Raw genomic sequence first — 24,630 nt, 5'->3', positions numbered from 1 at the left:
GGGCGGCCGGGGCCCGGAGAGCTCCACCACGCCGGCGGACACGACCTGCGGATACGGAGACGGCGCGACCAGAACGCGGTTCGGGTCGACCGCACCCCGATTCCTCCCCGAACACCCCATTCCCCTCCGCCGACGAAGCACCCGCAGGCCTCCGGTACCCCCTCCCCGCCCCTCGCCCGCTCAGCAGACCCGAATCCGACTACCGGGAGTGATATCCGCCACCACAAACGGCATTGGCGTGCCACAAGCGGGCGATTCGGCACCGAATCCGGTTCTGGTATCGCCGACTTCGCACACCGCCGCCTCCCTGGAGGACGATCAGGCTGCCGGAGGGGGATCCAGGAGGGACAGAACTCCACCCAAACCGAACATTCCGGGCGCAATACGGGTTTTCAGTCGGCCGGAGCCCGCGTTTCGGACGCCTCAGGCCGACGAGGAGGCAAGAACGATGCAGGGGCGGCCCGAGGGGCCCGGGGAGCTCCAAGGAGCGTTCTCAGACCCGCCTGGCCCCGTTCGGCCCCACCTATGAGCAGACGGAGCACCGCCCCCTCGATCGGCCCGGACGACGACCACCCGTGCACCGGTGTCACCCGTCGACCTCGACTCAGGCGGGGTCCGCTGGAGTGGTGGAGGAAGTGCGCGACCGCGGATGGCGGCCATTCGAGCGGCGCACCTTCACAAACGCACGACCCGGGCGCCGCACAGGTCTCGGGTCCGTCGAGCGTGGTGAATCCACCACCCTGGGCTGGATGCACCGACCGCACCGCCCGCCCCGCACCGCACCGCAGGACTTGCGGGACCGAAGCCCCGCCCGAAGGACGCAGGCCTGACGGCCGCCGCGGACTCCAGCGACCACTCGCCCCCACCGCGCCGCGGCCGACCGCGAGCGCTCCCCGGGGGCTCGTCAGTGCCTGCGGCTCGTCAGCGCTCCTTTTCGCGGGCCACGCGGCGGCGGAGAGCCTCCTCCAGGACCTCGCAGTCGTCGAACGGGAGAACCTCGCCGCCGATCTTCTGCCCCCGCTCGTGGCCCTTCCCGGCCACGACCACCACGTCCCCGGCCCCGGCCCGGTCGACCGCCAGGGCGATCGCCTCCGCCCGGTCCGGCTCCACCGTGATCCGCGCCCGCTCCTCGCGCGGCGCCCTGGCCACGCCCTCCAGCATCGACCCGAGGATCACCACCGGGTCCTCGCTGCGCGGGTTGTCGTCGGTCAGCACCACCGCGTCGGCCAACCGCGCCGCCGCCTCCCCCATGAGGGGGCGTTTGGACCGGTCGCGGTCGCCGCCGCAGCCCACCACGATCGTCAGCCGCCCCTCGGTGACCTCCCGCAGGGAGGTCAGGACCGCCTCGATCGCGCCCGGCTTGTGCGAGTAGTCCACCACCGCGGTGAAGTCCTGGCCCGCGTCGACCCGCTGCATCCGGCCCGGCACCCCCGGCGCGGCCGCGACGCCGTCGATGGCGGTGTGCACCGGCACGCCCGCCTCCACCAGGCCGACGATGGCGGCCATCGCGTTGGAGACGTTGAACGGCCCGGGCAGGCCCACCGACGCCTCCAGCTCCACCCCGCCGGGGCCGACCACGCGGAAGGTGCTGCCCTGCGCGCCCAGGCGCACGCCCTCGGCCCGCCAGTCGGCCTCCGTGTCGCCCTCGGAGGAGAAGGTGGTGACCGGGACCTCGCCGTCGGCGGCGACCATGTCCACCAGCGCCCGCCCGAACCGGTCGTCGCGGTTGACCACGGCGACCTTGGTGAAGCCCGGCGTGAACAGCCGCGCCTTGGCCTCGAAGTACTCGCGCAGGTCGGAGTGGAAGTCCAGGTGGTCCTGGGACAGGTTGGTGAAGATCGCCACGTCGTAGGTGGTGCCGTCGACCCGCCCCAGCGCCAGGGCGTGGCTGGAGACCTCCATGGCGGTCGCGGCCACGTCCTGCTCCAGCATGGCGGCGAACAGCCCGTGCAGGTCGGTGGCCTCCGGGGTGGTGAGCGAGGAGTCGACGCGCTCGCCGCCCACCCGCATCTCCACGGTGCCGATCAGTCCGGTCTTCTCCCCGGCGGCGCGCAGCCCCGACTCCACCAGGTAGCTGACCGTGGTCTTGCCGCTGGTGCCGGTGGTGCCGATGAGCATCATCCGGTCGGCCGGGTGGCCGTACACCCACGCCGCCACCTCGCCCAGCACCGACCGCGGGGCGCCCACGGTCACCACGGGCAGCCGGGTGGCGGCCGCCCGGTCGTAACCGGCCGGGTCGGTGAGGATCGCCGCCGCGCCGGCGCGGGCCGCCTGGTCGGCGAAGTCGGCGCCGTGCACCTGTGTCCCCGGCAGGGCCGCATAGAGGTCGCCGGGCCGAACGGCGCGCGAGTCGTGGGTGATCCCGGTGATCACCGTCGCACCGGGGTCGGCGGCCTCCTCGTCCATGCCCTGGTCGACGCAGGTGACGAAGGCGTCGGGGCCCAGGAGGCGGGCCAGCTCGGAGAGCGGGCGGAGCTGCTTGTGGTCAGGTCGCATAAGGGGTGGCACGCCGAGAGGTTATCGGCTGTTCGGGGCCCACGGATAATCCACCGCGCCGTGCTCCTCGGCACGCGGCCGCGGCCGGGAGCGGCGGCGATGGGAACGCTCGGAGGCACACTCGGACGGAGGCTCGCCGCAGGGGCCCGGTTCCGGTCGGGGCCCGGCCGGGCGGTCACGGCCGACAGCGGCCCGAGCAGCGGCCGAGCGTGGGGGACACCATGGGAAGAGACCGACGACACCGGAAGGGTGGGCGCGCTTGGAACGGCTACCGGGGTGTTCGCAGGCCCACTGGAGACGGTGTCGGCAGAGCCGGCGGATATCGGACCGCGGATCCCCACTGCACCAGGCCCCTCCGGCCTGCCTCAGGCGGCACACTCCCCCCGCGCCGACGACCGCCGAGCCCGCGAGAACGAAGACACGCCCCTGGGGCGGTCGGCTTAGTGCCGATCAGTACCGACCGCCCGGACCGGCCTCGCTCATTCTCGACCCTCCCCCACCGGTCGACGGGCTGAATCTGCAGGCCGCCGAACCGCTGGGGCGTTCCGGTGTCCCTTTGGCCGACACCCCCACCGAGCACCACCGGATCCCGCCGATGGGCGCGGCTCCGGGCGACAGAAGGCGATCGGTCCTGCCCCTCGGGATACTCAGGCCACTCGGACTACTCGTCCTCGAAGAGCTTGATGTTGGGCGGCTCGGTCTCTGTCGGCGGGATCTTCAACGTCTTGAGCCCGAACGACATCACGTCCTTGAACAGCGGCCCCGCGGTCTCGCCCCCGTAGTACTTCTCCTGCGGGTTGTGCAGGACCGCCTGCACGATCAGCTCCGGGTCGTCCGCCGGGGCGAAGCCCACGAACATCGACGTGTAGCTGCGCTTCTCGTACTGCCCGGTCTCCGGGTCGACCCTGTTGGCCGTGCCGGTCTTGCCCGCCACCCGGTAGCCGTCGATCCGCGCCTGCTGGGCGGTGCCGTGCTCCCCGGTGACCGCCTCCAGCATCAGCGACACCTCTTCGGCGGTCTTCTCGCTGATCACACGCTCCCTGGTGGGCTCCTCCGAGGGGTGGAACTCCCCCGCCTCGTCCTCGGTGCCCGCGACGACGGTGGGCTCCACCCGCACGCCCCCGTTGGCGACGGTGGCGTACACGCTGGCCATCTGCATCGCGGTCACCGACAGGCTCTGCCCGAAGGAGACCGACGCCAGCTGCGTGCCCCACCAGTCGTCGGGGTGCTTGAGCACGCCGGCCTCCTCCCCCGGAAGGTCCAGGCCGGTGGGGCGGCCGAAGCCGAACTTGGTCAGGTAGTCGTAGAGCCCTTGGGCGCCCAGCTGCTGGCCGACCTTGATGGTGCCGACGTTCGAGGACTGGGCCATGATCCCGTTGAGCGTCATCCGCTCGGTGTCGTGGAACGAGGAGTCCTTGAAGGTGCGGTCCATCACCTGCATGTCGAACGGCACCGTGTAGACCGTCTCCGGCGTGGTCACTCCCTCCTCCAGCGCCCCGGCCGCGGTGATCACCTTGTTGGTGCTGCCCGGCTCGAACACGTCGGCGACCGCGCCGTTCTTACGGTCCTCGGCATCGCTGTCCGCGATGTCGGTGGGGTCGTAGGTGGGGTAGTCGGCCATCGCCACCACCTCCCCGGTGGGGCGCATGGCGATGACGCTGCCGCCCAGGGCCCCCAGTTCCTCGGCGGTCTCGGCCAAGGCCTGCTGGGCGTACCACTGCACGTCCTGGTCGAGGGTGAGGCGCACGTCCTTGCCGGGCACCGGCTCCTCGGCGTACCCGCCGGCCATGGGGATCTGGGTGCCCGTGGCCCCCATCTCCACCTGCTGCTTGCCGGGCCGCCCCGCCAGGGTGGAGTCCAGCACCGCCTCCAGCCCCTCGAGGCCGGAGCCGTCGTCGCCGACGAACCCGACCAGGTCGGCGGCTCCCGACTCCTCCGGGTAGACGCGCTTGTAGTCCTTCTGAGCACCGACCCCCTGCAGTCCCAGGTCGGACAGGTCCTTCCAGTCCTCGGGCGAGACGTCGTGCTCGACCACCTTGTAGCGGTCGGGCTCCGCGTCGACCTTCTCGGCGACCTCGTCGGGGTCCAGGTCGAACCGGGAGGACAGCTCGGAGACGACCCGGTCGCGTTCGTCGTCGCGGATCTCCTCGGGGTCGACGAAGACCGTGCGCACCTCCACCGACAGGGCGAAGGGGTTGCCGTCGACGTCGGTGATGGACCCGCGGGTGGTGGGGATGTCGATGGTGGCCATGCGCGACCCCGCCGCCTTCTCGGCGTAGGTGGCGGCGTTGATGCCCTGGACGTAGACCAGGCGGCCGGAGAAGACCAGCATCACCGCCGCCATCATCAGCACCGCCATGCGCAGCCGCCGCTGCGAGTCGCCCCGGCGGAAGCGGCGCCGCAGCAGCGGCGGCGGGGCGGGCGGTGCCCCTCCGCCCGACCGGGGCCGGGAGGCGGGGCGGCGGCGCGGCGGCTCCTGCCCCGCGGGCCGACGGGGGCGGGCGCTCTGGCCGCGGGGGCGGTCCGGGCGCGCACCGCGCGGCGCCGGGCCGCGGGCGGGCCGCCGCGGGTCGCGGGGGCGCCCGTCTCGGGACGAGCTCAACGGCGGCCCTCCGCTCTACCTCTGCGGACTGGTCTCGCGCTCACCTGCCGTCCTCTCCGTTTCCGTGCTCCTCGTGCGCCCACGGCCCCTGCGCTCGCGCTCCACGCGCCCGCGCCCCGCGCACCGCCGCCTCGGGCGCGCCGCGCCAGGAACGGGGCCGGCGGGCCCTGCCCCGCCGTCCCCGCGCCCTGCCGTCCGTCGGTCGCCCCGAGGGGCCTCATCCGCCGTTCCCGGGGGCCGCTCCGGCGTCCGCGCCCTCCTCGGCGCCCTCGCCGCTGATCCGGCCCTCTTCGGTGTAGAGGAACACGGGCGCATCGCCCTGCTCCATGCCCAGCTCCTCGGCCTCGCGGGCGATCCGCTCGGTGGACTCCCCGTGCGTGACCTCCTCGGCCAGGCCCTCCTGCCGGTGGGTGAGCTCGCTGTTCTCGGCCTGCAGGCGCGAGATGGTGAAGGAGTCCTCCACCAGCACGGTGCGCAGCGCCAGCAGGCTGATCAGCGCTCCGGCCAGCAGCCCCAGTACCAGCAGCACGAACGGCATGCGCGGGGCGCGCGCCTGCGCCGCCGTACGGCGGGGCGCGCCTGCCGTGCGGGTGCGCGGGGCCGCCCCCTTCCCCTTCTCCGACGGACGGGTGCGCGCCGGGGCGGCGGCGCCGCCCGTGCGCGGGCCGCCGGCGGGCGCACGCGTACCGCGGGGGGCGCCTCGGGTGGTCGTGGTCATCTCCTGCCCTCCCTCTACCGGTCCTCGCGGCGGCCGCTCAGCGCCGTCGCGTCCGCTCCGCGGCCCTCAGACGCGCCGAGGCGGCCCGGGGGTTGCGCTCGCTCTCCTGGTCGCCGGGGACCTCTCCGCCCCGGGTCAGCAGGCGCAGCTCGGGCTGCCGGTCGGGAAGGGGGACCGGCAGGTCGGGCGGCGTGGTGTCGGTGGCCAGCGCCGTCAGCGCCCGCTTGGCCATGCGGTCTTCGAGGGAGTGGTAGGACAGCACCGCGATGCGCCCGCCCACGGCCAGGCGGTCGATGGCGGCGGGCAGGGCGCGCTCGAGGATCGACAGCTCGCCGTTGACCTCGATGCGCAGCGCCTGGAAGGTGCGCTTGGCGGGGTTGCCGCCGGTGCGGCGGGTGGCCGCCGGGATCGCCTCGCGCACCAGCTCGGCCAGGCGCCGGGTGGAGTCGATGGCGGTGCGGGCGCGCTCGCGGACGATGGCCTGGGCGATCCGCCCGGCGAAGCGCTCCTCGCCGTAGTCGCGCAGGATGCGGGCCAGGTCCGCGGCGGGGTAGGCGTTGACGACCTCTGCGGCGGTGAGCGCCTGGGTGCGGTCCATCCGCATGTCGAGGGGGGCGTCGTAGGAGTAGGCGAAGCCGCGGCCGGCCTCGTCCAGCTGGGGCGAGGACACGCCCAGGTCGAGCAGGACACCCTGGACCTCGGGGATGTCCAGCCCGTCGAGGACGCCGGGGACGGCGTCGTACTCGGCGTGGGCGAAGTGCACCCGGTCGGCGTAGGGGGCCAGGCGGGCGCGGCTGCGGTCCAGGGCGGTGGTGTCCCGGTCGATGCCGACCAGGCGCAGCGCCGGGTGCGCGCGCAGCAGGGCCTCGGCGTGCCCGCCCAGGCCCAGTGTCCCGTCGACGACGACCGCGCCGGGCACCTCCAGCGCCGGGCGCAGCACCTCCGCGATCCGTTCCAGCATCACCGGAACGTGCGCGGCGCGCTCGCCCTCTCCGGCGTCGGTCTCCCCCATCAGCACAGCTCCCCCTGGTCCTGCTCGTTGCCGCCCTCGGCGGCCGTCCCCCGCTCCGCCCCCGCCCGGACGGGCCTTCAGACGCGGGGGCCACCTGGCGCCGGGGAAGTCACGTCAGCTGGCACCGGGCCGCGTCTGAAGGCCGGGGGTCCAGGCGGGGCGGTGATGAGATCGGGATCGGGCGCCGCGCTCACAGCACCCCCGGCAACACCTCCTCGGAGAGTTCCGCGAACGCCTGCTCCTGCTCGGCCTCGTAGTCGGCCCAGGCGCCGGCGTCCCAGATCTCCAGGCGCGTGTTGGCCCCGATGACGACGCACTCCCGCTCCAGCCCCGCGTAGCCGCGCAGGGCGGGCGGCACAGTGATCCGCCCTTGCTTGTCGGGGACCTCGTCGGACGCGCTGGCGAACAGGACGCGGCTGTAGTCGCGCACCGCCTTGGCGGTGACGGGCGCCGTCCGGAGGTTCTCGGTGATCCGCTGGAACTCGTCCACGGGAAAGGCGTAGAGGCAGCGCTCCTGGCCCTTCGTGATCACCAGTCCCCCCGACAGTTCGTCGCGGTACTTCGCCGGAAGGAACAGCCGCCCCTTCTCATCGAGGCGCAGGGAGTGCGTGCCGAGGAACATCCGGCCCCACCTCCCAAGCCCCGGTGGAGCAGTCTCCTCCTCCACGTTGCCCCACTGTACTCCACTCTTCCCCACCGTCAACAGTTCCAATCGCGCTTCCGCGGCATTTCGGGCCACAAACGCGCAGGTCAGAACAGGTGGGGCGGAGTGGGGGGCGCGGGGAGGGGCACCAGGGGCGGCGCGGATCACCCCCTCTCGCCCCACCCCGCGACCCCACCCCGACGGCCGCTCCGCCGACCGGGCCGACGTCCGGGCCGACAGTCGCGCCGACGTCCGGCACCCGATTCCCACCGGAGCCGCGCGCGCTCCCCCGCCGCGGACCGGCCGCTACGGGTTGTTCCGTTTAGGTTTGCTTTCCTCCCTTTTCCTTCTAGCCTCAATTCCGCGGCGCCCTCCTCTCCGGGCGCCGGTGCAACCGTCGGCCGTTCCACCGGGAAGGGGACACGTGTCACTCGGCACCCACCACAACGGCCAGGGCCACCCGGGCCCGGGGGCGGCCGAACCGCTTCCGGCGGCCGCCGCCCGCATCCGCCAGGCGGTCGAGTCGGTGATCGAAGGCAAGCCCGAGGTCGTGCGCATGGCGCTGACCGTCCTGCTGGCCGAGGGGCACCTGCTCATCGAGGACGTGCCGGGGGTGGGCAAGACGATGCTCGCCAAGGCGCTGGGCAAGGCGGTGGACTGCTCGGTCCAGCGCGTCCAGTTCACCCCGGACCTGCTTCCCGGCGACATCACCGGGGTGAGCGTCTACCACCAGGAGACGGGCGAGTTCGAGTTCAACCCCGGCCCGGTCTTCGCCAACATCGTGCTGGGCGACGAGATCAACCGCGCCTCCCCCAAGACCCAGTCCGCGCTGCTGGAGTGCATGGAGGAGATGCAGGTCAGCGTCGACGGCACCCCGCGCCCGCTGGAGCGGCCCTTCATGGTGGTGGCCACCCAGAACCCCGGGGACATGGAGGGCACCTACCCCCTGCCCGAGGCCCAGCGCGACCGGTTCATGGCGCGCATCGCGGTCGGCTACCCCACGCCCCAGGCCGAACTGGACATGATCGACATGCACGGGGCCGACACGCCCCTGGACCGCGTCGCCCCGGCCGCCTCCGTGGCCGACGTGCGGTCCATGGTGCAGCAGGTGCACACCGTGCACGTCGCCCCGGGCGTGCGGCGCTACGTGGTGGACCTGGTGGCCGCCACCCGCACCTCCCCCGCCCTGCGGCTGGGCGCCTCCCCGCGCGCCACCCTGCACCTGGTGCGGGCGGCGCGCGCGTACGCGGCCCTGGAGGGGCGCGGCTACGTGGTGCCCGACGACGTGCAGGCGCTGGCGGTCCCGGTGCTGGCCCACCGCCTCCTGCTGGCCCCCGAGGCCCGGGTGGAGCGCCGCACCTCCGAGCAGGTCGTCGCCGAACTCGTGGCGCGCCTGCCCATTCCCAGCCCCCGCTGAGAGGTGAGCCCCCTGCCCCCCTTCACCGCCCGAGGTACGGGACTACTGGTCGCCGGCGCGGTGTTCCTGGGCGCCGGACTGTTCATCGGCGAGCGCGCACTCGCGGCCGTGGCGGTGCTCCTGCTGGCGCTCCCCCTGCTGTCGCTGCTCTCCCTCGCCGGGGCCCGGCGGTCGCTGGTGCACAGCCGGACGCTGCGCCCGGCCCGCGTGCCCGTCGGCGCGCAGGCGCTGGTGATGGTGCGGGTCGCCAATGCGGGCCCCGTCCGCTCGATCGGCGGCGTGCAGGCGGAGGACGCCCTCCCGCCCGCCCTGGGCGAGCGGCCGCGGTTCCGGATCGGCCTGCTGCCGCCGCGCGGCGCGCACGACATGGCCTACCGGGTCGCCGCGGCCGAGCGCGGCCTGCACCCCGTCGGTCCGCTGGACGTGGTGCTGACCGACGCCCTGGGGTGCGCCCGCCTGCGCCGGCGCCTGGGGGATGCGGCCTCGCTCCTGGTGACGCCCCGGCTCGTCCCGCTGGGCCCGGACGGACCGCAGGGCGGCGCGGCCGAGCTGGGCGAGAGCCCGACCCGGTCGATGGCCGCGGGCGGCGAGGACGACCCGGTGCCCCGCCCCTACCAGCGCGGCGACGACCTGCGCCGGGTGCACTGGCGCAGCACGGCCCGGCACGGGGCGCTGATGGTGCGGCGCGAGGAGGCCCACCACGCCGAGGACGCCGACGTGCTGGTGGACATGCGCGGCGGGGCGTCCCGCCCGGTCCTGGAGACGGCGGTGAGCGCGGCCGCGTCGGTGGCGGTGCACCTGCAGGCGCGGGGGCGCCGGGTGCGGGTGGTGAGCGGTTCCGGCCGGATCGCCGAGGCCGACGCGGTGCAGGGCGGCGGCGCGCGCATCGCCGAGGCGCTGGCGCTCGCCCCGGCCGACCGCCCGGACGCCCCCGGGCCGTGGGCCCTGGCCGAGGCCGACTCCTCGGGCGGCCCCCTGGTCGCGGTGGCCGGCGCGCTCGGCACGGCCGACGCCGAGGCGCTCTCGGCGATCGGGGCCGACCGGGACCGCGTGGCCCTCCTGTGCTCCCCGGACACCCCGGGGATCGCCGAGGCCGAGGCCGCCCTGGCCCGGTCGGGCTGGAGGACCCTGCGCATCCGCGGGATCGACGACCTGCCCCGGGCATGGGCGGCGCTGCCGGCCGCAGTGGGAGGCCCGCGATGAGGGCCGGAATGCGCTCGGCCGCCCTGACGCTCGCCGCGGGGGGCGCGGTGCTGTGCTCGCTCCCGCTGCTGGCGCCCCTGTTCACCGGGCCGGAGTGGGCCCACCCCGCGGTGGCGGCCGTGATCGCGATGGCGCTGTCCGGGGCGGCCCTGCGGGCCGTGCCGCGCGCCGCACCCGCCGCCACACCGGTCCAGGTCCTGGTGGGCGTCGCGGTCGTCACCGCGCTGGCCGCACCCGGGCAGGCGGTGCTGGGCGTGGTGCCCACGGGGGCGTCCTTCGAGCACGCCGCCGAGCTGTTCGCGCAGGGGCGCGCCGAGATCGACGCCAGCCCCCCGCCGATCGACGGCACCCCGGCGCTCTCCCTCATCGTGGCCGCCGCCGCGGTGCTGGTCGCCCTGGTCGCCGACCTGTTCACGGCGGTGGCGCGCACGCCCGCGCTGGTCGGCCTTCCGGTGGCGGCCTTCGCCGCGGTGCCGCTGGCCGTCGACGACGCCGGCCTGGGCCCGGGCTCCTTCGCCATGGCCGCCGGCGGCTTCGTCGCGCTGCTGGCCGTCGACGGTCTGCTGCGCGGCACCGAGGGCGCGGCGGGGTCCCCCGTGGCCTCCTCCGGACAGGCCCGCGCCCTGGGGGCGCTGTGGCACGGGACGGCGGGCGCCGGAGCCGCCGCGGGGGCGCTCGTGCTCGCGCTCGTGGTGCCGTCGGCGGTGCCGGGGCTGAGCGACGGGCAGGTGCACCGGATCGCCGACCCCACCCGGTTCGGCGAGGAGACGGTCACCACCCAGCACCCCCTGGTGTCCCTCCGGCGGGACCTGGGCTCGCGCTCGGACACGGTGGTGCTGGACTACACCACCGACACCGACGCCCCGGGCTACCTGCGCACCTTCACCCTGGACTCCTTCGACGGCACCGACTGGACGATGTCCTCCGTCCGCGCCGAGGACGGCACCCGGGTCGGCGGGGAGCTCCCCCCGCCGCCGGGGCTGGGCCCGGCGGCGCCCGCCCGGGAGGTCACCACCCAGGTGCGGCTCCGGCGCGACCCCGGCGAGGTCGACTTCCTCCCGCTGCCCTACCCGGCGCGGCGGGTCGACGTCGACGGCAGCTGGTACGCCGACCCGGACTCGCTGATGGTGTTCAGCGTCGAGGACCAGGACGTGGAGCCCCGCTACACGGTGACCAGCCTGGCCGCACCCGACCCCGCCGACCTGGCCGACCGCTCCTCGTCCCCGCGGGTCTCCGGCCGCTACACGGACCTGCCCGGAGGGATGGACCCCCGGGTCGGGGAGGTGGCGCGATCGGTGGCCGGGGAGGAGGGCGGCCCGCTGGAGCAGGCCGTGGCCCTGCAGGAGTGGTTCACCGCCGGCGCCTTCACCTACGACCTCGACCCCCCGGCCGTGCCTGAGGGCGAGGACCCGCTGGCCCGGTTCCTGTTCGAGGACCGGGTGGGCTACTGCGAGCAGTTCGCCGCCGCGATGGCGGTGATGGCGCGCTCCCTGGACATCCCCGCGCGGGTGGCGGTGGGCTACACCTCCGGCTCACCGGCGGGCGGGGACGCGTGGCAGGTGCGCGAGTCCGACGCCCACGCCTGGCCGGAGCTGTACGTCGAGGGGGCGGGGTGGCTGCGCTTCGAGCCCACGCCGTCCTCGTCGGACGGCCAGGGGTCGGCGACGGTGCCGGAGTACGCCGCGCCCGGGGCGCTGGAGGAGGCGGAGGAGCCCGAGGCCACCGCCTCCCCGGAGCGGCCGGAGGAGACTTCCGGGCCCGACCGGCCGCAGGAGGACGAGGAGGAGCCCGAGCCGGAGGAGGAGCAGGCCGCCGGCGGCGCCGACGCCCCGGACGGGCCGCGGTCCGACGGGGGCCTCGCGTGGCCGGAGTGGGCCGGTTCCGCGGCGTCGGCCGCCGCGGCCGCGGTCGGGTTGCTGGTGCTCCTGCTGCTCCCGGCGGCGGCCCGTACGGTGGCGCGCCGCTCCCGGGTGGCCCGCGCGGGCGGCGGGGGCGCGCCCGCACAGGCGGCGTCGGCCGCCTGGCGCGAGGTCCGGGCCCAGGCCGAGGACCTGGGGCTGGGCTGGACCCCGGCGGAGTCCCCGCGCGCAGCGGCGCGCAGGCTCACCGGCGCCTGCGGGCTGGAGCGGGAGGGCACCGAGGCGCTGTGGCGGCTGGCCCTCGCCGAGGAGGCCGCGCGCTACGCCCCGGAGCCGGCGGCGACCACCCCGGGGGCCCTCGTCGCCGACATGAGGAGGACCAGGACGGCGCTGCGGGCATCGGCCTCCCGGGGCGCCCGGGTCCGTGCCGCCCTGCTGCCCCGTTCGCTCGTCACCATGGGGCCGCGGCCGCGCCGCCGGCAGGAGGCGGCCCACCGGGCCGGACCCGCGATGATCTCGGGGAGATCGACCTGACAGAGGCGGCGATGTCAAGCGGTGAGTGCAACTAGGCCTCGAACTCGGGAGCCGGGGACCACTCCTCGGCCAGGCGGGCCAGCACGATCGTGCGCAGCAGGCCGCCCCGGGAGGGCCCGTTCTTCATCGAGAGTGGTGATATCGCCACCCAATGTGCAATTGGGGGGCGATATCACCACTCTCGATGCCCAAACACCGCCTCGCAGGGGCACCGGCCGTCCCGTCGCCGCCATCTCCCCGGCCACCGCCGCCCCGGCAGCCGACAAGGGCGCCAGGGGCCCTCCCCTGCCCGGACCTCACCGGGGAAGCAAGAAAACGCGCCCGACCGATCGCACGGTCGGGCGCGCCTTCACCTCGTCGTCGTCCCCGCCTGCGGCGGCGCAGGCTGGCCCGTCGTGGTGGGTCCGGCTAGAGCCGGGCGGTGGCGCCGGCGGGCGCGGTCAACCGTCGCCCTCCTGGCGGCGGCGCCAGCGCTCCTCGAAGCGGTGCATCATCCCCGGCTTCTGCTGCCGGGGCTGCTTGGCCTTAGGGGCGCTCGCGGCCCCGCCTTCGCTTCCCCCGGAGCCTTTGCGCCAGCCCGAGAGCCCCCACAGGGCGCAGGCGAGCATGATGAGGAACCCCAGGGCGCCGACCACCGGCTGCTGGAGGACCATACCGCCCATCAGGACGGCGATCCCCAGGACGAAGCCGATGGAGGCCTTGATGATCCAGCGCTTGTAGTGGACCGCGGGGTTCGTGTGCCGAACGGTGTTCGCGAACTTCGGGTCCTCGGCATACAGCGCCTGCTCGATCTGGTCGAGCATTCGCTGCTCGTGTTCAGAGAGCGGCACGGCGCCTCCCAAAGACAGTCCCCGGTTGGGGCGACGGGTACTGAACGACGGTCTGTTGGTCAGTGATATGCCCAGAATACGGTGCCCTAGCGCCTACTGGAAAGAAGCGCCGAGCCTGTAGCCGTCCCACATCGGTCACATTACCCTCACCGTTAGAACTCCACACCGGTACGGCCACCCCGCTTCCGCTGTTCCTCCCGCCCTGCGGGCGATCCGGTCCCGGACCGACCGCCGGGTGTCCCTCCATTGTTCCCGAGGCGCCGTCCGGCAACCCGGGGCCGATCGGACGCCGTCGCACGGACGAACGCCCGGTGTCGGCTGAACGTACGGTCCGACGCGAAAGTGCCGTGTTCCGTTCCCTTTCCCGGGTCATTCGTCGTCCCCCTCGCGCTCGGCCAGGCTGGCCGGGCGCAGGGCCGCGCTGCCGAAGCGCCGCGCCACCGCGTCCATCACCCGCTCGGCCTCGCGCCACCCCCGCTCGGGCTCGTCCAGGGTGGGCTGGTGGTGCGCCTCGGAGGCGGCCATGATCCCCTCCACCCGCACCCCGACCAGGCGCAGCCGCACCCGCTCCATCCCCGCCGAGGCGTACAGGTCCCGGGCCACGGCGCTGATGTCCCGGGCCACGTCCGTGGGGTCGGACAGGGTCCGCGAGCGCGTCACCGTGGTGAAGTCGGCCCGGCGCAGCTTGACCAGCACGGTCCGGCCGACCTGGCCGGAGGCGCGCAGCCGGCGCGCGGTCTTCTCGGACAGCCGCAGCAGCTCGCGGCGGATCGCCGCCGGATCGTCCACGTCGGTCGGGAAGGTCTCCTCGGCGCCGATGCTCTTGTCCGGCGAGGTGGGCACCACCCGGCGCGGGTCACGGCCCCGGGACAGGTCGGCCAGCTGCTCCCCCAGCGCCTGGCCCAGTTCGGAGCGCAGCGTCTCGCGCGGCACCCGGGCCACGTCGCCCACGGTGCGCAGCCCCAGCCGGGTCAGGGCGCGCTCGGTCTTCTCCCCGACCCCGGGCAGCGCCCCCACCGGCATCGGTTCGAGGAAGGCGGTGACGTTGCGGGTGGGCACCAGCAGCAGCCCGTCGGGCTTGCAGCGGGTGGAGGCGAGCTTGGCGGTGAACTTGGTGGAGGCGATCCCGACGGAGCAGGTGAGCCGCTGCTCGGCGCGGACGCGCTCGCGGATCAGCTCGGCGATGCGCACCGCACCGCCCAGGCGCCTGCGCGCCCCGGAGACGTCCAGGAAGGCCTCGTCCATGGAGAGCGGCTCCACCTCGGGCGTGACCGAGCGGAACACGTCCATGACGGCCTCGGACACCGTGCGGTAGGCGGCGCCGTCGGGCGGGAAGACCACCGCGTCCGGGCACAGGCGCAGGGCCCGCACCATCGGCATCGCCGAGTGCACGCCGAAGGTGCGGGCGAGGTAGTTGGCGGAGGAGACGACGCCGCGCGGGCCGGTACCGCCGACGATCACCGGCCTGCCGCGCGCCTCGGGGTGCTCGAGCTCCTCGACGCTGGCGAAGAAGGCGTCCATGTCGATGTGGAGGATGCCGCAGTCGGCCTCGTCCTCGGGCCGGGCGGCGCTCAGCGGCTCGATGCCCCCGGCGCCGACCATCCCCCGCACGGGTTCGCCCCGCTCCAGCTGCCGTCGGCTCATGCGTCCAGTGTGCCCCCTGGTGGGCACGGCCGCGGACGGGCTCAGAGCGGCCGGAGAGGCGGTCGGCGGCCCCGGGCCACGCGCTCGGCGTCCCCTCGGCGCGGAGGAGGCCGCCCCCTCCGCCGAGCAGTGGATTCCTCGTGCCCGTGCCGCGCGGATCCGTCGGGGCGCCACCGGTGCGGGCGGCACACGCCGCCGGCCGAACGCTTCGGCAGGTGCACGCCGTGCCCCCGGTGTTCGCCCCCGTGGTCGGTCCTCGACCGCCGAACGGCCGCCCCCGCACACGCGGGGGCGGCCGTCGGCCGCTTCGGTCCGGGTCCTTCCCGAGGACTCCGGCTCAGGCCTCCGGGCGGTGGGCGACCACGTGGAGCTGGGTGGCGATCCCGGCCAGTTCCGGGCGCGACGACGCCTCGCGCTCCAGGTCGGTCAACTCCTCCTCCTGGACGGTGCCCGCGTCGTAGGCCCGCCCGGGCAGCAGGTCGGAGAAGACCCCGACCCCCCGCACCCGCGGGCCCTCCAGGCCGACGGCGGCGGCCAGGGCGGCCAGCCCCTCGGCGGTGAACCGGCGGGGCATCGGGTCGGCCTCGCCCCAGCGGCCCTGCGGGTCGCGGAGCATCCGGTGGGCCTCGGCGACCCCGCCCTGCAGCACCCGGTGCAGCGCCGCGGCCGAGGCGTTGGCCGCCAGCACGCTCACCGCGCCCCCGGGCGCCACCGCGGCCGCCACGTCGGCCAGCGCCGCCTGCGGGTCCTCGACGTACTCCAGCACGTTGTGCACCAGCACCAGGTCCGCGTCCCCGGCGGGCAGCAGGGAGGCCAGGTCGCGGGTGTCGCCCTGCAGGCCGCGCACCCGCACGCCGCCGTCGGCGGCGCGGCGCTCCAGCGCCGCCAGGGAGTCGGGGCTGGGCTCGACCACGGTCACCTCGTGCCCCAGGGCGGCCAGCGGAACCGCGGCTCCCCCGGTCCCGCCGCCCGCGTCCACGATGCGCAGGGGGCCGCCCCCGCGGCTCCCCCGCTCGGCCAGTTCGGCCAGCAGCTCCCGCAGGGCCTCCCACACCACGGCGCTGCGCGCCGTCCACGGCGCCGACCGGGCGGCGGCCCGCGCCGCCTCGCCCTCCGCGGTGCCGACCGCCTTCTCGCTCACGCAGTCCCCTTCCCTGCCGACCGCGTCCCCGCGGTCCCGCCCGGCGCCGCCGCACCGGCGTGCCGGGCGCCGGGGCCGGTCCCGGGCCCCTCGGAGGCGGTCCTCGGTTCGTACTCGGCCGGCGCGGCGCCCGCGGACGCCGCGCCCTACAGGGCCAGCCCGGCCTTGTTCTCCATCAGCCGCGAGAGCAGCCCGTTGATGAAGGTCGGCGACTCCTCGGTGGAGAGCTCCTTGGCCACGGCCACCGCCTCGGCGATCGCCACTCCGTCCGGGATGTCGCCGGCCCACAGCAGTTCGTAGGCGCCCATCCTGAGGATGTTGCGGTCCACGACCGGCATGCGCTCCAGCGTCCAGCCGATCGCGTACTCGTCCAGCAGCGCGTCGATCCGCCCGCGGTGCTCGTCGACCGCGGCGGCCAACTGCTCGGTGAACTCGTTGATCGGCGGCTCGGGCTGGGCCCGGCGCCGCTCGATCACCTCCGGCACCGTCGCGCCGCGCAGCTCGGCCTCGTAGAGCACCTCGATCGCGCGTCTGCGGGCCTTGCGCCGCGCCCCGCTCACTGCCGTTCCCCCCGTTCGCCGTGGAAGTTCCGCATCAGTTGACGCGGCCCAGGTAGTCGCCGCTGCGGGTGTCGACCTTGATCCGCTCGCCGGTGGTGATGAACAGGGGCACCTGGACGACGGCGCCGGTCTCCAGGGTGGCGGGCTTGGTGCCGCCGGTGGAGCGGTCGCCCTGCACGCCCGGGTCGGTCTGGGAGATCACCAGCTCGACGGCGGCGGGCAGCTCGACGTAGAGCGGGTTGCCCTCGTGGGTCGCGACCGTGACGACCGCGCTCTCCAGCAGGTAGTCGGCGGCGCCGCCGACGACCTCCTGCGGGACGTTGAGCTGGTCGTAGGTCTGGTTGTCCATGAAGACGAAGGAATCGCCGTCGTGGTACAGGTACTGCATGTCACGGCGGTCGACGTTTGCGGTCTCGACCTTGATCCCGGCGTTGAACGTCTTGTCGACGACCTTGCCCGAGTTGACGTTCTTGAGCTTGGTGCGGACGAACGCACCCCCCTTGCCGGGCTTGACGTGCTGGAACTCCAGGACGCTCCAGAGCTCGCCGCCGTCGAGCTTCAGGGTCATGCCGTTCTTCAGGTCGTTCGTCGTGGCCACTTCGGTCGTCTCTCCAAGGGGTCGGTGGGGCCCGGTCCTCCGGCGCCGGCCTCCGTTGGCCGCGGGTCGCGGCCCGGCCGCTCCGGCACGGCGTGCCGCCCGCGGGAGGCGGGAGGTGCGCGCTCAGGCGGCGCCGTGCGCCGGTTCGTACATGGCAGTCTAGTGGCTTCACCGGGTGCGGATGCGCAGTCCGGCCCGGTCGGGCCCCTCCTCAGGAGGCAGCGACCGCCTCGTAGGCGGTGTCGAGCAGCTCCTCGGAGGGGCCTTCGAGCGTCCCGGGGGCGGCCAGGCCGTCGAGCACGACGAAGCGCAGCACCGCGCCGCGGGTCTTCTTGTCCACCCGCATGGCCTCCCGCAGCTCCGGCCAGGCCTCGGAGGCGTAGCCGGTCGGCAGGCCGACCGAGGTCAGGATGGAGCGGTGGCGGTCCACCAGGTCGGACCCGATGCGCCCGTGCAGGCGGGCCAGCTCGGCGGCGAAGACCATGCCGATCGCCACCGCGTAGCCGTGCCGGAAGGTGTAGTTCTCGGCGCGCTCGATGGCGTGCCCCAGGGTGTGCCCGTAGTTGAGGACCTCCCGGCGCCCGCTCTCCTTCAGGTCCGAGGAGACCACGTCGGCCTTGACCGCCACGGCCCGCTCGATGAGCTCGCGGGTGTGCCGGCCGTCGGGGCGCCCGGCGCCCTCCGGGTCGTTCTCGACCAGGTCGAGGATGGCCGGGTCGGCGATGAACCCGGCCTTGACCACCTCGGCCAGTCCGCCGATGTAGTCGGCCCGCGGCACCCCGGGCAGGGTGGCCAGGTCGCACAGCACCCCGGCCGGCGGGTGGAAGGCGCCGACGAGGTTCTTGCCCTCGGCGGTGTTGATGCCGGTCTTACCGCCGACCGCCGCGTCCACCATGCCCAGCAGGGTGGTGGGCACCAGCACCGCGCGCACCCCGCGCAGCCAGGTGGCGGCGGCGAAGCCGGCCAGGTCGGTGGTGGCACCGCCGCCCACGCCCACCACGGCGTCGGTGCGGGTGAAGCCCAGCCGCCCCATGCGCGACCACAGGTCGGCGGCAACCGCGGCGTCCTTGGCGGCCTCGCCGTCGGGCACGGGCACGGGGTGAGCGCGGTACCCGGCGGCCTTCAGGGCGCCGACCGCGGGCCGGGCCAGCTCGCCCAGGCCTCGGGGGTGGACCACGGCGACCTGCTCGGCCCGCTCGCCGACCAGGCCGGGCAGCTCGCCGAACACGCCGCTCCCGATGACGACGTCGTAGGGGGCCGAGGAGTCCCTGACGGGGATGCGGGTGGCGCTCACCGCCCGCCCCCGTCCCCGTCCCCGTCGCGCTCGGGCAGCAGCTCCACGATGGCGTCGACGACCTCCTCGGGGTGGCGGCCGCCGGTGGGGACGGTGGCGGTGGCCAGGCTCTCGTAGACCGGCAGCCGCTCCTCCAGCAGCTTCTTGAGCCGGGCGCGGGGGTTGACCGCCAGCAGCGGGCGGGCCTGGTTCAGCCCGACCCGCTTGGCGGCGTCCTCGAACCCCACCTGGAGGTAGACGACGTGGTGGTCGGCCAGGTCGCGGCGGGTGTCGGCGTCCAGGACGGCTCCGCCGCCCACGGCCACGACCCCGTCCCACCCGGCCAGGGTCTCGGCGACGACGCGGCGCTCCAGCTCGCGGAAGGCCTCCTCGCCGTCCTCGACGAAGATGTCGGCGACCGCCTTGCCGGCGCGCGTCTCGATCTCGGCGTCGGTGTCGCGCAGCTCGGCGCCCAGGCGCCGGGCCAGGGCCTCGCCGACGGTGGTCTTGCCCGCCCCCGGCGATCCGATGAGGACCGTGATGGGTGTGCTCATGGCTCTCAGGTGATCTCCAGCGCGTCCGTGTAGGCCTTGAGGTTGCGCGCGGTCTCGTCCGCGGAGTCGCCGCCGAACTTCTCCAGCGCGGCCTCGGCGAGGACCAGGGCGCACATCGCCTCGGCAACGACGCCGGCGGCGGGCACCGCGGTGACGTCGCTGCGCTGGTGGTGGGCCTGGGCGGGCTCGCCGGTGACCACGTCGACGGTGTCGAGCGCGCGCGGGACGGTGGCGATGGGCTTCATGGCGGCGCGCACCCGGAGCGGCTCCCCGGTGGTCATGCCGCCCTCGACGCCGCCGGCGCGGTTGGTGCGCCGCCGCACCCCGTCGGGGCCGGGCTCGATCTCGTCGTGGGCGGCCGACCCGCGCCGCGCCGCGGTGCGGAACCCGTCGCCCACCTCCACGCCCTTGATGGCCTGGACGCCCATGAGGGCGCCGGCCAGGCGGGCGTCGAGGCGGCGGTCCCAGTGCACGTGGCTGCCCAGGCCGGGCGGCAGGCCGTAGGCCAGGACCTCCACGACCCCGCCGAGGGTGTCGCCCGACTTCTTGGTGTCGTCGACCTCCTCGACCATGCGCGCGCTCGTCTCGGGGTCGAACACGCGCAGCGGGTCGGCGTCGACGCGCTCCAGGTCGTCGGGCCCGGGCAGCGTCCCCTCGGGCACCTCGACCGGCCCCATGGCAACGACGTGGCTGAGCACGCGCACGCCCAGGACCTGCTCCAGGAAGCGGCGGGCGACCTCGCCCACGGCGACCCGGGCGGCGGTCTCCCGCGCGCTGGCGCGCTCCAGCACCGGGCGCGACTCGGTGTGCCCGTACTTCTGCATGCCGACCAGGTCGGCGTGGCCGGGGCGGGGCCGGGTGAGCGGTGCATTGCGCGCCGCGCCCTCCAGCTCCTCGGGCGGCACCGGGTCCGGCGACATCACCTTCTCCCATTTGGGCCACTCGGAGTTGCCCACCTCGACGGCGATGGGCCCGCCCTGGGTCAGGCCGTGCCGGACGCCCCCGATGAGGCGTACCTGGTCCTGCTCGAACTTCATCCGGGCTCCCCGGCCGTACCCGGCGCGTCGGCGGCGCAGCGCGGCGGCGATGTCGTCCGAGGAGACGGACACGCCGGCCGGGAGGCCCTCCAGGATCGCGACCAGGGCCGGCCCGTGGGACTCACCCGCGGTCAGCCAGCGCAACATGGCACGATCTTCCCACGGCGCGGGGGCGGGGCACACATCGGAGGGGCCCCTGCGTCAGGTCGGGGCCGGCCCTCGGGCGGGGCGGCGCCGCGCGGCGCCGCGACCGGCGCCCTTCAGGCGGTCAGGGCGGCCAGCGGGTCGCCGAAGACCAGGACCGCCAGGGCGCCGCCGATCATGAAGGGCCCCAGCGGGATCTCGGTCTTGCGGGTGGCCTTGCCCAGCAGGATGAGGAACAGCCCCACGGCGGCCGAGCCGACGAAGGCCAGCAGGGTGCCCGAGACCACCCCGCCAGCCCCGGCCTGCCAGCCCAGGTAGAGGCCCAGGAGCCCGGACAGCTTCACGTCGCCCCATCCCATCCCGGCGGGGTGGATGAACCAGAGCACGAAGTAGAAGGCGAACAGCCCGGCCCCGCCGCCCAGCGCGCCGGCCAGGGCGCCCCAGTCGGGGCCGGAGCTCAGCGCGGCGGCGGCGACCAGGGCGGCCGCGAGCGGGTAGGAGCGCAGCACCAGCACGTCGGGCAGGCGCTTGACGCGGGCGTCCACGGCCGCCAGCACCGTGCCCACGGCGGCCAGGAACAGCAGGGCCGCGATGCCCACCGGGGCGGTGTTCCCCTCCCAGGCCCCGGCGGTCAGGCCGACGAGCCCGAACAGCACGCCCGTGGCCGCGGCCACCGCGGCCGAGGTGGGCAGGGCGCGGCCGCACACCGGGCAGGCCCCGCGCAGCGCGAAGCCGCGCACCGCGGGGGCGGGAAGGGCGCGCAGGAAGGGCACCGGGGCGGCGCAGTGCGGGCAGGCGGGAGGCGGCGGGCCCGACTCGTCGCCGGGTTCGGGCTCGTGCGGGGCGAACAGCCGGACCAGCCGCCCGGACGCCGCACCGACGGCGGCGCCGACCAGCGCGAGCACCGCGGCCAGGACGAGGTCGAGGGGGGTGGGCATGCCGGAAACCTACCGGAACCGGGGGCCCGGCGCGCCGCCGCGCCCGGCCGGCGGGCGCCTCAGCGCTCCTTGCGGGCGCGCACCACCGCGCTCAGCTCCACGCCCCCGGGAAGCATCGGGGCCAGGTCGTCGGCCAGCCGCTCGGCGACGCGGCGCAGTTGGGCGTCGTCGCGGCGGTCCAGCTCCAGGCGCACACCGATGTCGGCGCGCTCGGAGGCGTGCACCCGCACCCGCTCGATGCCGAACTCGGTGTGGGTGATGCGGTAGATGACCGCCAGCACCTGCGGGTCGTCCTTGGGGGCGGGCACCTCGCCGCGCTCGGCGAGCACGCTCAGGAAGCGGCCCTGCACGGTGTAGGGGTAGGGGCCGGCCACGTCCACGACCAGGGCGTCGGCGCCCTCGTCGACGGCGGCGCGGCAGGCCTCGGCGGCGGGCACCGGCACCGGCCGGGCGTCCTCACGCCACTGCTTGACCGCGTCGACGCCGGTGAAGGCGAGCACGCCGCGGCGGCCGTCCTTGCCGACCATCACCGGCATGGCGACCTCGCTCTCCTTGTCCACCGCGAGGCCGCCGGCGCCCTCGCCGACGTCGGTGGCCACGGCGACCACGGGGACCAGCAGGCGGGAGGGGGCGAGCACGGCCAGCACCTGGCGGTCGCCGACCTCCCCGCGGGAATGGGCCTCCAGGCGGGCGGCCACCTGAGGGTCGGGGGAGCCGTCGTCGTCTCGGTAGCGCTCGGCGCCGATGATGGTCGGTCTTGTCACGACTCGCGACTCTACCCACCCGGGCGCGGTCAGAGGAGGGGGAACGGCGGTTCCGGTGCACAGGCGAGTCGGATGTCACCTCCGCGCCGGTCAGGGGACCGTTGCCGTTCGGATTACTCGCCGTTGGAGGTCGCTCCTGCACAATCGGAATTCCGGTGCCGGTGACGGCCGCCGGCACGGACAGACGGGGGGATCCATGACGCAGACGCCGGAGCACGGGCTGTACCCGGGCACGTGGCGCATCGACCCGGCGCACTCGGTGGTCGGGTTCACCGTGCGGCACATGATGGTGAGCAAGGTGCGGGGGCGCTTCGAGCGGTTCGACGCGGTCCTGACGGTGCCGGAGGACCCGCTGGCCTCCAGCGTGCGGGCGACCATCGACCCGGCCTCCATCGACACCGACAACGAGCAGCGCGACAACCACATGCGCTCGGCGGACTTCTTCGAGGTCGAGGCCTATCCGGAGTGGACGTTCGTGTCCACGGGGGTGCGGCCCTCGGGCGAGGAGTTCCTGCTCGGGGGCGAGCTGACGATCAAGGGCACGACGCAGCCGGTGGAGCTGTCGCTGGAGTTCAACGGGGCGCTCAAGGACGCCTTCGGGATGCAGCGCGCGGGGTTCCACGCCGAGGCGCAGATCAGCCGTAAGCAGTTCGGTGTGGACATCGAGATGCCGATGGAGGGCGGCGGCGTCGTGGTGGGCGACCGCATCGGCATCGAGATCGACGCCGAGTTCACCCTGGACGAGGGCTGAGCCGGGGGCCGGAAGAGGACCGGCCCGGCTCACCCGGCCGAGCGGGCCTGCGCGGGCGGGGGCCGTGCNCGCCCCTGCCCGTCCCCGCCGACGCCCTGGGAGGACAGCCGTGCCGTCCGAAGGCTCTCCGTTCGCGCCCGAGGTGGTCCGGGCCGTGACCGCGCACATGAACGACGACCACGCCGAGGACACCCTGCTGATCTGCCGGGCTCTGGGCGGCGTCCCCGAGGCGTCGGCGGCCCGCATGACCGGGCTGGACGACGTCGCGGGAGAGTACGCCGCCACCGTGGACGGCGAGGAGGTCCGGGTGCGCATCCCCTGGGCGCACCGCCTCACCGAACGCGGCGAGATCCGCCGCGAGGTCGTGCGCATGTACGGGGAGGCCTGCGAGAAGCTGGGCGTGCGGCCCCGGGCGGAGCACTGAGGGCGACCGCGCCCCTCCCCTGCCCCAGGCCCCTCTCCCGACCCCCTGCGCCCCCTAGGTGACGCGTCCTTCGGTTCCGCCGGTTCCGTGGGGCGGCCACCGCCCCGCGGTCCCCATGGCAGGGACCGGCGACCGAGGGCGGTGGATTCACCACCCTCGATGCACGCAGGGACGCCGACCGCCCTCCAGAGCGGCCCCTCACGGCCTCCCCCCCCGGGTTCGAGCGGTGAGACCGACCGACCGCCGTCCGCCCGCTGGAGCCGCGCGCATCCGGCGCCTGTACGCGGAAGGGACGGGCGCGACCCGCTCGACGCTCGCCTCCCCTCTGGACCCACCGGCCCTTTCGACCGTTCCTGGTGCCCGCCTCCTTGTGCTCGGCCCACTCACGGGTCCGAGCACCCCAGTAGGGGAAGAATGGGGTATTCGGCCCCCGTCCCGCCGCTTCGGCTCGCCTAGTCTGGGAAGCGCCCCGTCCGCCCCCTCCCCGGGTCGTCCGGCCCGGGCCCCGACCGCAGACGAAGGACGCCGCGCGCACGATGGCCGATCCGCAGCACAGCGAACCCGACACCCCCTCCGACCCGGCCGCGCCGACCACCCGGCTCGACCCGGCCGCGGACGGCAAGACGCGGTGGGTCACCCGTGTGCTGCGCCCCGGCAGTGACGCCGGGCCCACCGTCCGCGTCGACCGCGCGCGGACCACGACGCCCCGCCCGCGGCCCACCGCGCGCACCACCGCGGCCCCGCGCGGCGGCCCCTCGGCCGGGGCCACCGCCGTGCACACCTCCGGCCGGCCGTCCTGGTGGCGCAGGGCCGCGGCCGCCGTCGCCTCCTGGTTCGCCCGGATCATGGCGCGGGTCGTGGTCGGCCCGGCCGGCGAGCTCGACTACGCGGTCCCCGCCGAGCTGCGGCGCCGCTACACCGTGCTGGGCCGGATCGGCGCCGGCGGCGAGGCCGTCGTCTACCTGGCCGAGCCCGCCGCCCCCGCCGGGGAGGGCACCGGCACCCGGCTGGCGCTGAAGGTGTACCGGCCGGGCCACGACATCAACCGCGAGCTGCTGGAGCGGCTGCAGGCGCGGGGCTCGGCCGACCCGCACACGCCCTCCATCCACGGCTACGGCCACGCCGGCAGCGCCTGGGGCGACCAGGTCGCCTGGGAGGCCCAGGAGTACTTCCCCGACGGTTCGCTGCGCACCCTGCTGGGGCAGGCGCCGCTGGACGACGACCGGGCAAAGGAGCTGGTCGGGGCGGTCGCCGAGTGCCTGCGGCACTGGCAGGAGGAGCTGCAGCACAACCACACCGACGTCAAGCCGGAGAACCTGCTGATCCGGTCGGCCGACCCGCCGGTGTTCGCGCTGACCGACTTCGGCGGCGCGGTGCGCGCCACCATGAGCCGCGTCTACGGCACCCTGGCCGTCACCGAGGAGTACGCCGCCCCGGAGGTGGTGGAGGGGCGCCGGGAGGCGCCCGCCGCCTGGTGGTCGCTGGGGG

21 protein-coding genes are annotated in these 24,630 nt (G+C 75.3%); 6 read left to right on the top strand and 15 right to left on the bottom strand.

The window, feature by feature from the left end:
* Window positions 1–921: 921 nt before the first annotated feature.
* The 5 genes from D450_RS0119995 to mraZ all read right to left on the bottom strand — a co-directional run bounded on the left by D450_RS0119995 (window position 922) and on the right by mraZ (window position 7,450).
* Window positions 922–2,496, bottom strand: a complete 1,575-nt coding sequence (locus D450_RS0119995; RefSeq protein WP_017540434.1) for a UDP-N-acetylmuramoyl-L-alanyl-D-glutamate--2,6-diaminopimelate ligase — start codon at window positions 2,494–2,496, stop codon at window positions 922–924.
* Window positions 2,497–3,157: 661 nt separating this feature from the next.
* Window positions 3,158–5,098 (bottom strand): peptidoglycan D,D-transpeptidase FtsI family protein, encoded by a 1,941-nt coding sequence (locus tag D450_RS0119990; protein ID WP_017540433.1) that lies wholly within the window; start codon window positions 5,096–5,098, stop codon window positions 3,158–3,160.
* Window positions 5,099–5,315: 217 nt separating this feature from the next.
* Window positions 5,316–5,816: a hypothetical protein gene (locus tag D450_RS0119985; RefSeq protein WP_017540432.1), complete on the bottom strand. Its 501-nt coding sequence runs from the start codon at window positions 5,814–5,816 to the stop codon at window positions 5,316–5,318.
* Window positions 5,817–5,853: 37 nt separating this feature from the next.
* Complete coding sequence (rsmH, locus tag D450_RS0119980; RefSeq protein ID WP_193789682.1) at window positions 5,854–6,828, bottom strand: 16S rRNA (cytosine(1402)-N(4))-methyltransferase RsmH; 975 nt, start codon at window positions 6,826–6,828, stop codon at window positions 5,854–5,856.
* 190 nt (window positions 6,829–7,018) lie between these two features.
* On the bottom strand, window positions 7,019–7,450 hold the full coding sequence (mraZ, locus tag D450_RS0119975) for a division/cell wall cluster transcriptional repressor MraZ (RefSeq protein WP_017540430.1): 432 nt from the start codon (window positions 7,448–7,450) through the stop codon (window positions 7,019–7,021).
* A gap of 445 nt (window positions 7,451–7,895) precedes the next feature.
* Here mraZ and D450_RS0119970 point away from each other — a divergent pair, with 445 nt between their 5' ends.
* Genes D450_RS0119970 through D450_RS0119960 form a run of 3 tightly spaced genes read left to right on the top strand, consistent with a single transcriptional unit; the run spans window position 7,896 to window position 12,484 of the window.
* Window positions 7,896–8,888: an AAA family ATPase gene (locus tag D450_RS0119970; RefSeq protein WP_017540429.1), complete on the top strand. Its 993-nt coding sequence runs from the start codon at window positions 7,896–7,898 to the stop codon at window positions 8,886–8,888.
* A 3-nt stretch (window positions 8,889–8,891) separates the two neighbouring features.
* Window positions 8,892–10,091, top strand: coding sequence for a DUF58 domain-containing protein (locus tag D450_RS0119965; RefSeq protein ID WP_026128658.1), 1,200 nt, complete (start codon window positions 8,892–8,894; stop codon window positions 10,089–10,091).
* A complete protein-coding gene (locus tag D450_RS0119960) occupies window positions 10,088–12,484 on the top strand; it encodes a DUF3488 and transglutaminase-like domain-containing protein (RefSeq protein ID WP_275041905.1) in 2,397 nt (798 codons plus the stop codon). Before D450_RS0119965 ends, D450_RS0119960 begins: the two co-directional genes overlap by 4 nt.
* A 440-nt stretch (window positions 12,485–12,924) precedes the next feature.
* Here the strand turns inward: D450_RS0119960 and D450_RS0119950 are convergent, their stop codons facing one another.
* From D450_RS0119950 to D450_RS0119905, 10 genes are all read right to left on the bottom strand, one after another.
* Entirely contained in the window at window positions 12,925–13,314 is a 390-nt protein-coding gene (locus tag D450_RS0119950; RefSeq protein ID WP_039820710.1) for a DUF3040 domain-containing protein, read from the bottom strand.
* Between the two features lie 369 nt (window positions 13,315–13,683).
* Window positions 13,684–14,958, bottom strand: a complete 1,275-nt coding sequence (locus tag D450_RS0119945) for a DNA polymerase IV (RefSeq protein WP_241483221.1) — start codon at window positions 14,956–14,958, stop codon at window positions 13,684–13,686.
* Between the two features lie 337 nt (window positions 14,959–15,295).
* Window positions 15,296–16,099, bottom strand: a complete 804-nt coding sequence (locus tag D450_RS0119940; RefSeq protein WP_017540423.1) for a methyltransferase — start codon at window positions 16,097–16,099, stop codon at window positions 15,296–15,298.
* A 146-nt stretch (window positions 16,100–16,245) separates the two neighbouring features.
* Window positions 16,246–16,659, bottom strand: a complete 414-nt coding sequence (nusB, locus tag D450_RS0119935) for a transcription antitermination factor NusB (protein WP_017540422.1) — start codon at window positions 16,657–16,659, stop codon at window positions 16,246–16,248.
* Window positions 16,660–16,693: 34 nt separating this feature from the next.
* Window positions 16,694–17,257 carry an elongation factor P gene (gene efp / locus D450_RS0119930; RefSeq protein ID WP_017540421.1) on the bottom strand — a complete coding sequence of 188 codons (564 nt, stop codon included), beginning with the start codon at window positions 17,255–17,257 and terminating at the stop codon, window positions 16,694–16,696.
* A 211-nt stretch (window positions 17,258–17,468) separates the two neighbouring features.
* On the bottom strand, window positions 17,469–18,551 hold the full coding sequence (gene aroB / locus D450_RS0119925) for a 3-dehydroquinate synthase (RefSeq protein WP_017540420.1): 1,083 nt from the start codon (window positions 18,549–18,551) through the stop codon (window positions 17,469–17,471).
* The gene (locus D450_RS0119920) at window positions 18,548–19,084 is read right to left on the bottom strand and encodes a shikimate kinase (protein WP_017540419.1); all 537 of its coding nucleotides are present in this window, start codon (window positions 19,082–19,084) and stop codon (window positions 18,548–18,550) included. Before D450_RS0119920 ends, aroB begins: the two co-directional genes overlap by 4 nt.
* Before the next feature lie 5 nt (window positions 19,085–19,089).
* The gene (gene aroC, locus D450_RS0119915) at window positions 19,090–20,268 is read right to left on the bottom strand and encodes a chorismate synthase (RefSeq protein ID WP_017540418.1); all 1,179 of its coding nucleotides are present in this window, start codon (window positions 20,266–20,268) and stop codon (window positions 19,090–19,092) included.
* A 113-nt stretch (window positions 20,269–20,381) separates the two neighbouring features.
* On the bottom strand, window positions 20,382–21,203 hold the full coding sequence (locus D450_RS0119910; RefSeq protein WP_017540417.1) for a prepilin peptidase: 822 nt from the start codon (window positions 21,201–21,203) through the stop codon (window positions 20,382–20,384).
* A gap of 59 nt (window positions 21,204–21,262) precedes the next feature.
* Window positions 21,263–21,967 carry an SseB family protein gene (locus D450_RS0119905; RefSeq protein WP_017540416.1) on the bottom strand — a complete coding sequence of 235 codons (705 nt, stop codon included), beginning with the start codon at window positions 21,965–21,967 and terminating at the stop codon, window positions 21,263–21,265.
* Between the two features lie 196 nt (window positions 21,968–22,163).
* On the opposite strand from D450_RS0119905, the gene D450_RS0119900 reads away from it, so the two are divergent.
* The 3 genes from D450_RS0119900 to D450_RS30685 form a co-directional block, all read left to right on the top strand.
* The gene (locus D450_RS0119900; RefSeq protein ID WP_017540415.1) at window positions 22,164–22,718 is read left to right on the top strand and encodes a YceI family protein; all 555 of its coding nucleotides are present in this window, start codon (window positions 22,164–22,166) and stop codon (window positions 22,716–22,718) included.
* A 109-nt stretch (window positions 22,719–22,827) separates the two neighbouring features.
* Window positions 22,828–23,142, top strand: a complete 315-nt coding sequence (locus D450_RS0119895; protein ID WP_017540414.1) for a DUF2470 domain-containing protein — start codon at window positions 22,828–22,830, stop codon at window positions 23,140–23,142.
* A gap of 536 nt (window positions 23,143–23,678) precedes the next feature.
* On the top strand, window positions 23,679–24,630 hold a 952-nt coding region (locus D450_RS30685; RefSeq protein WP_017540413.1), incomplete at its 3' end, for a protein kinase domain-containing protein.

This window comes from Nocardiopsis halophila DSM 44494 (genome assembly GCF_000341245.1).
In the GTDB taxonomy this organism is placed as follows: Bacteria; Actinomycetota; Actinomycetes; order Streptosporangiales; family Streptosporangiaceae; genus Nocardiopsis_A; species Nocardiopsis_A halophila.
This window is presented reverse-complemented; position numbering and strand designations above follow the sequence as displayed.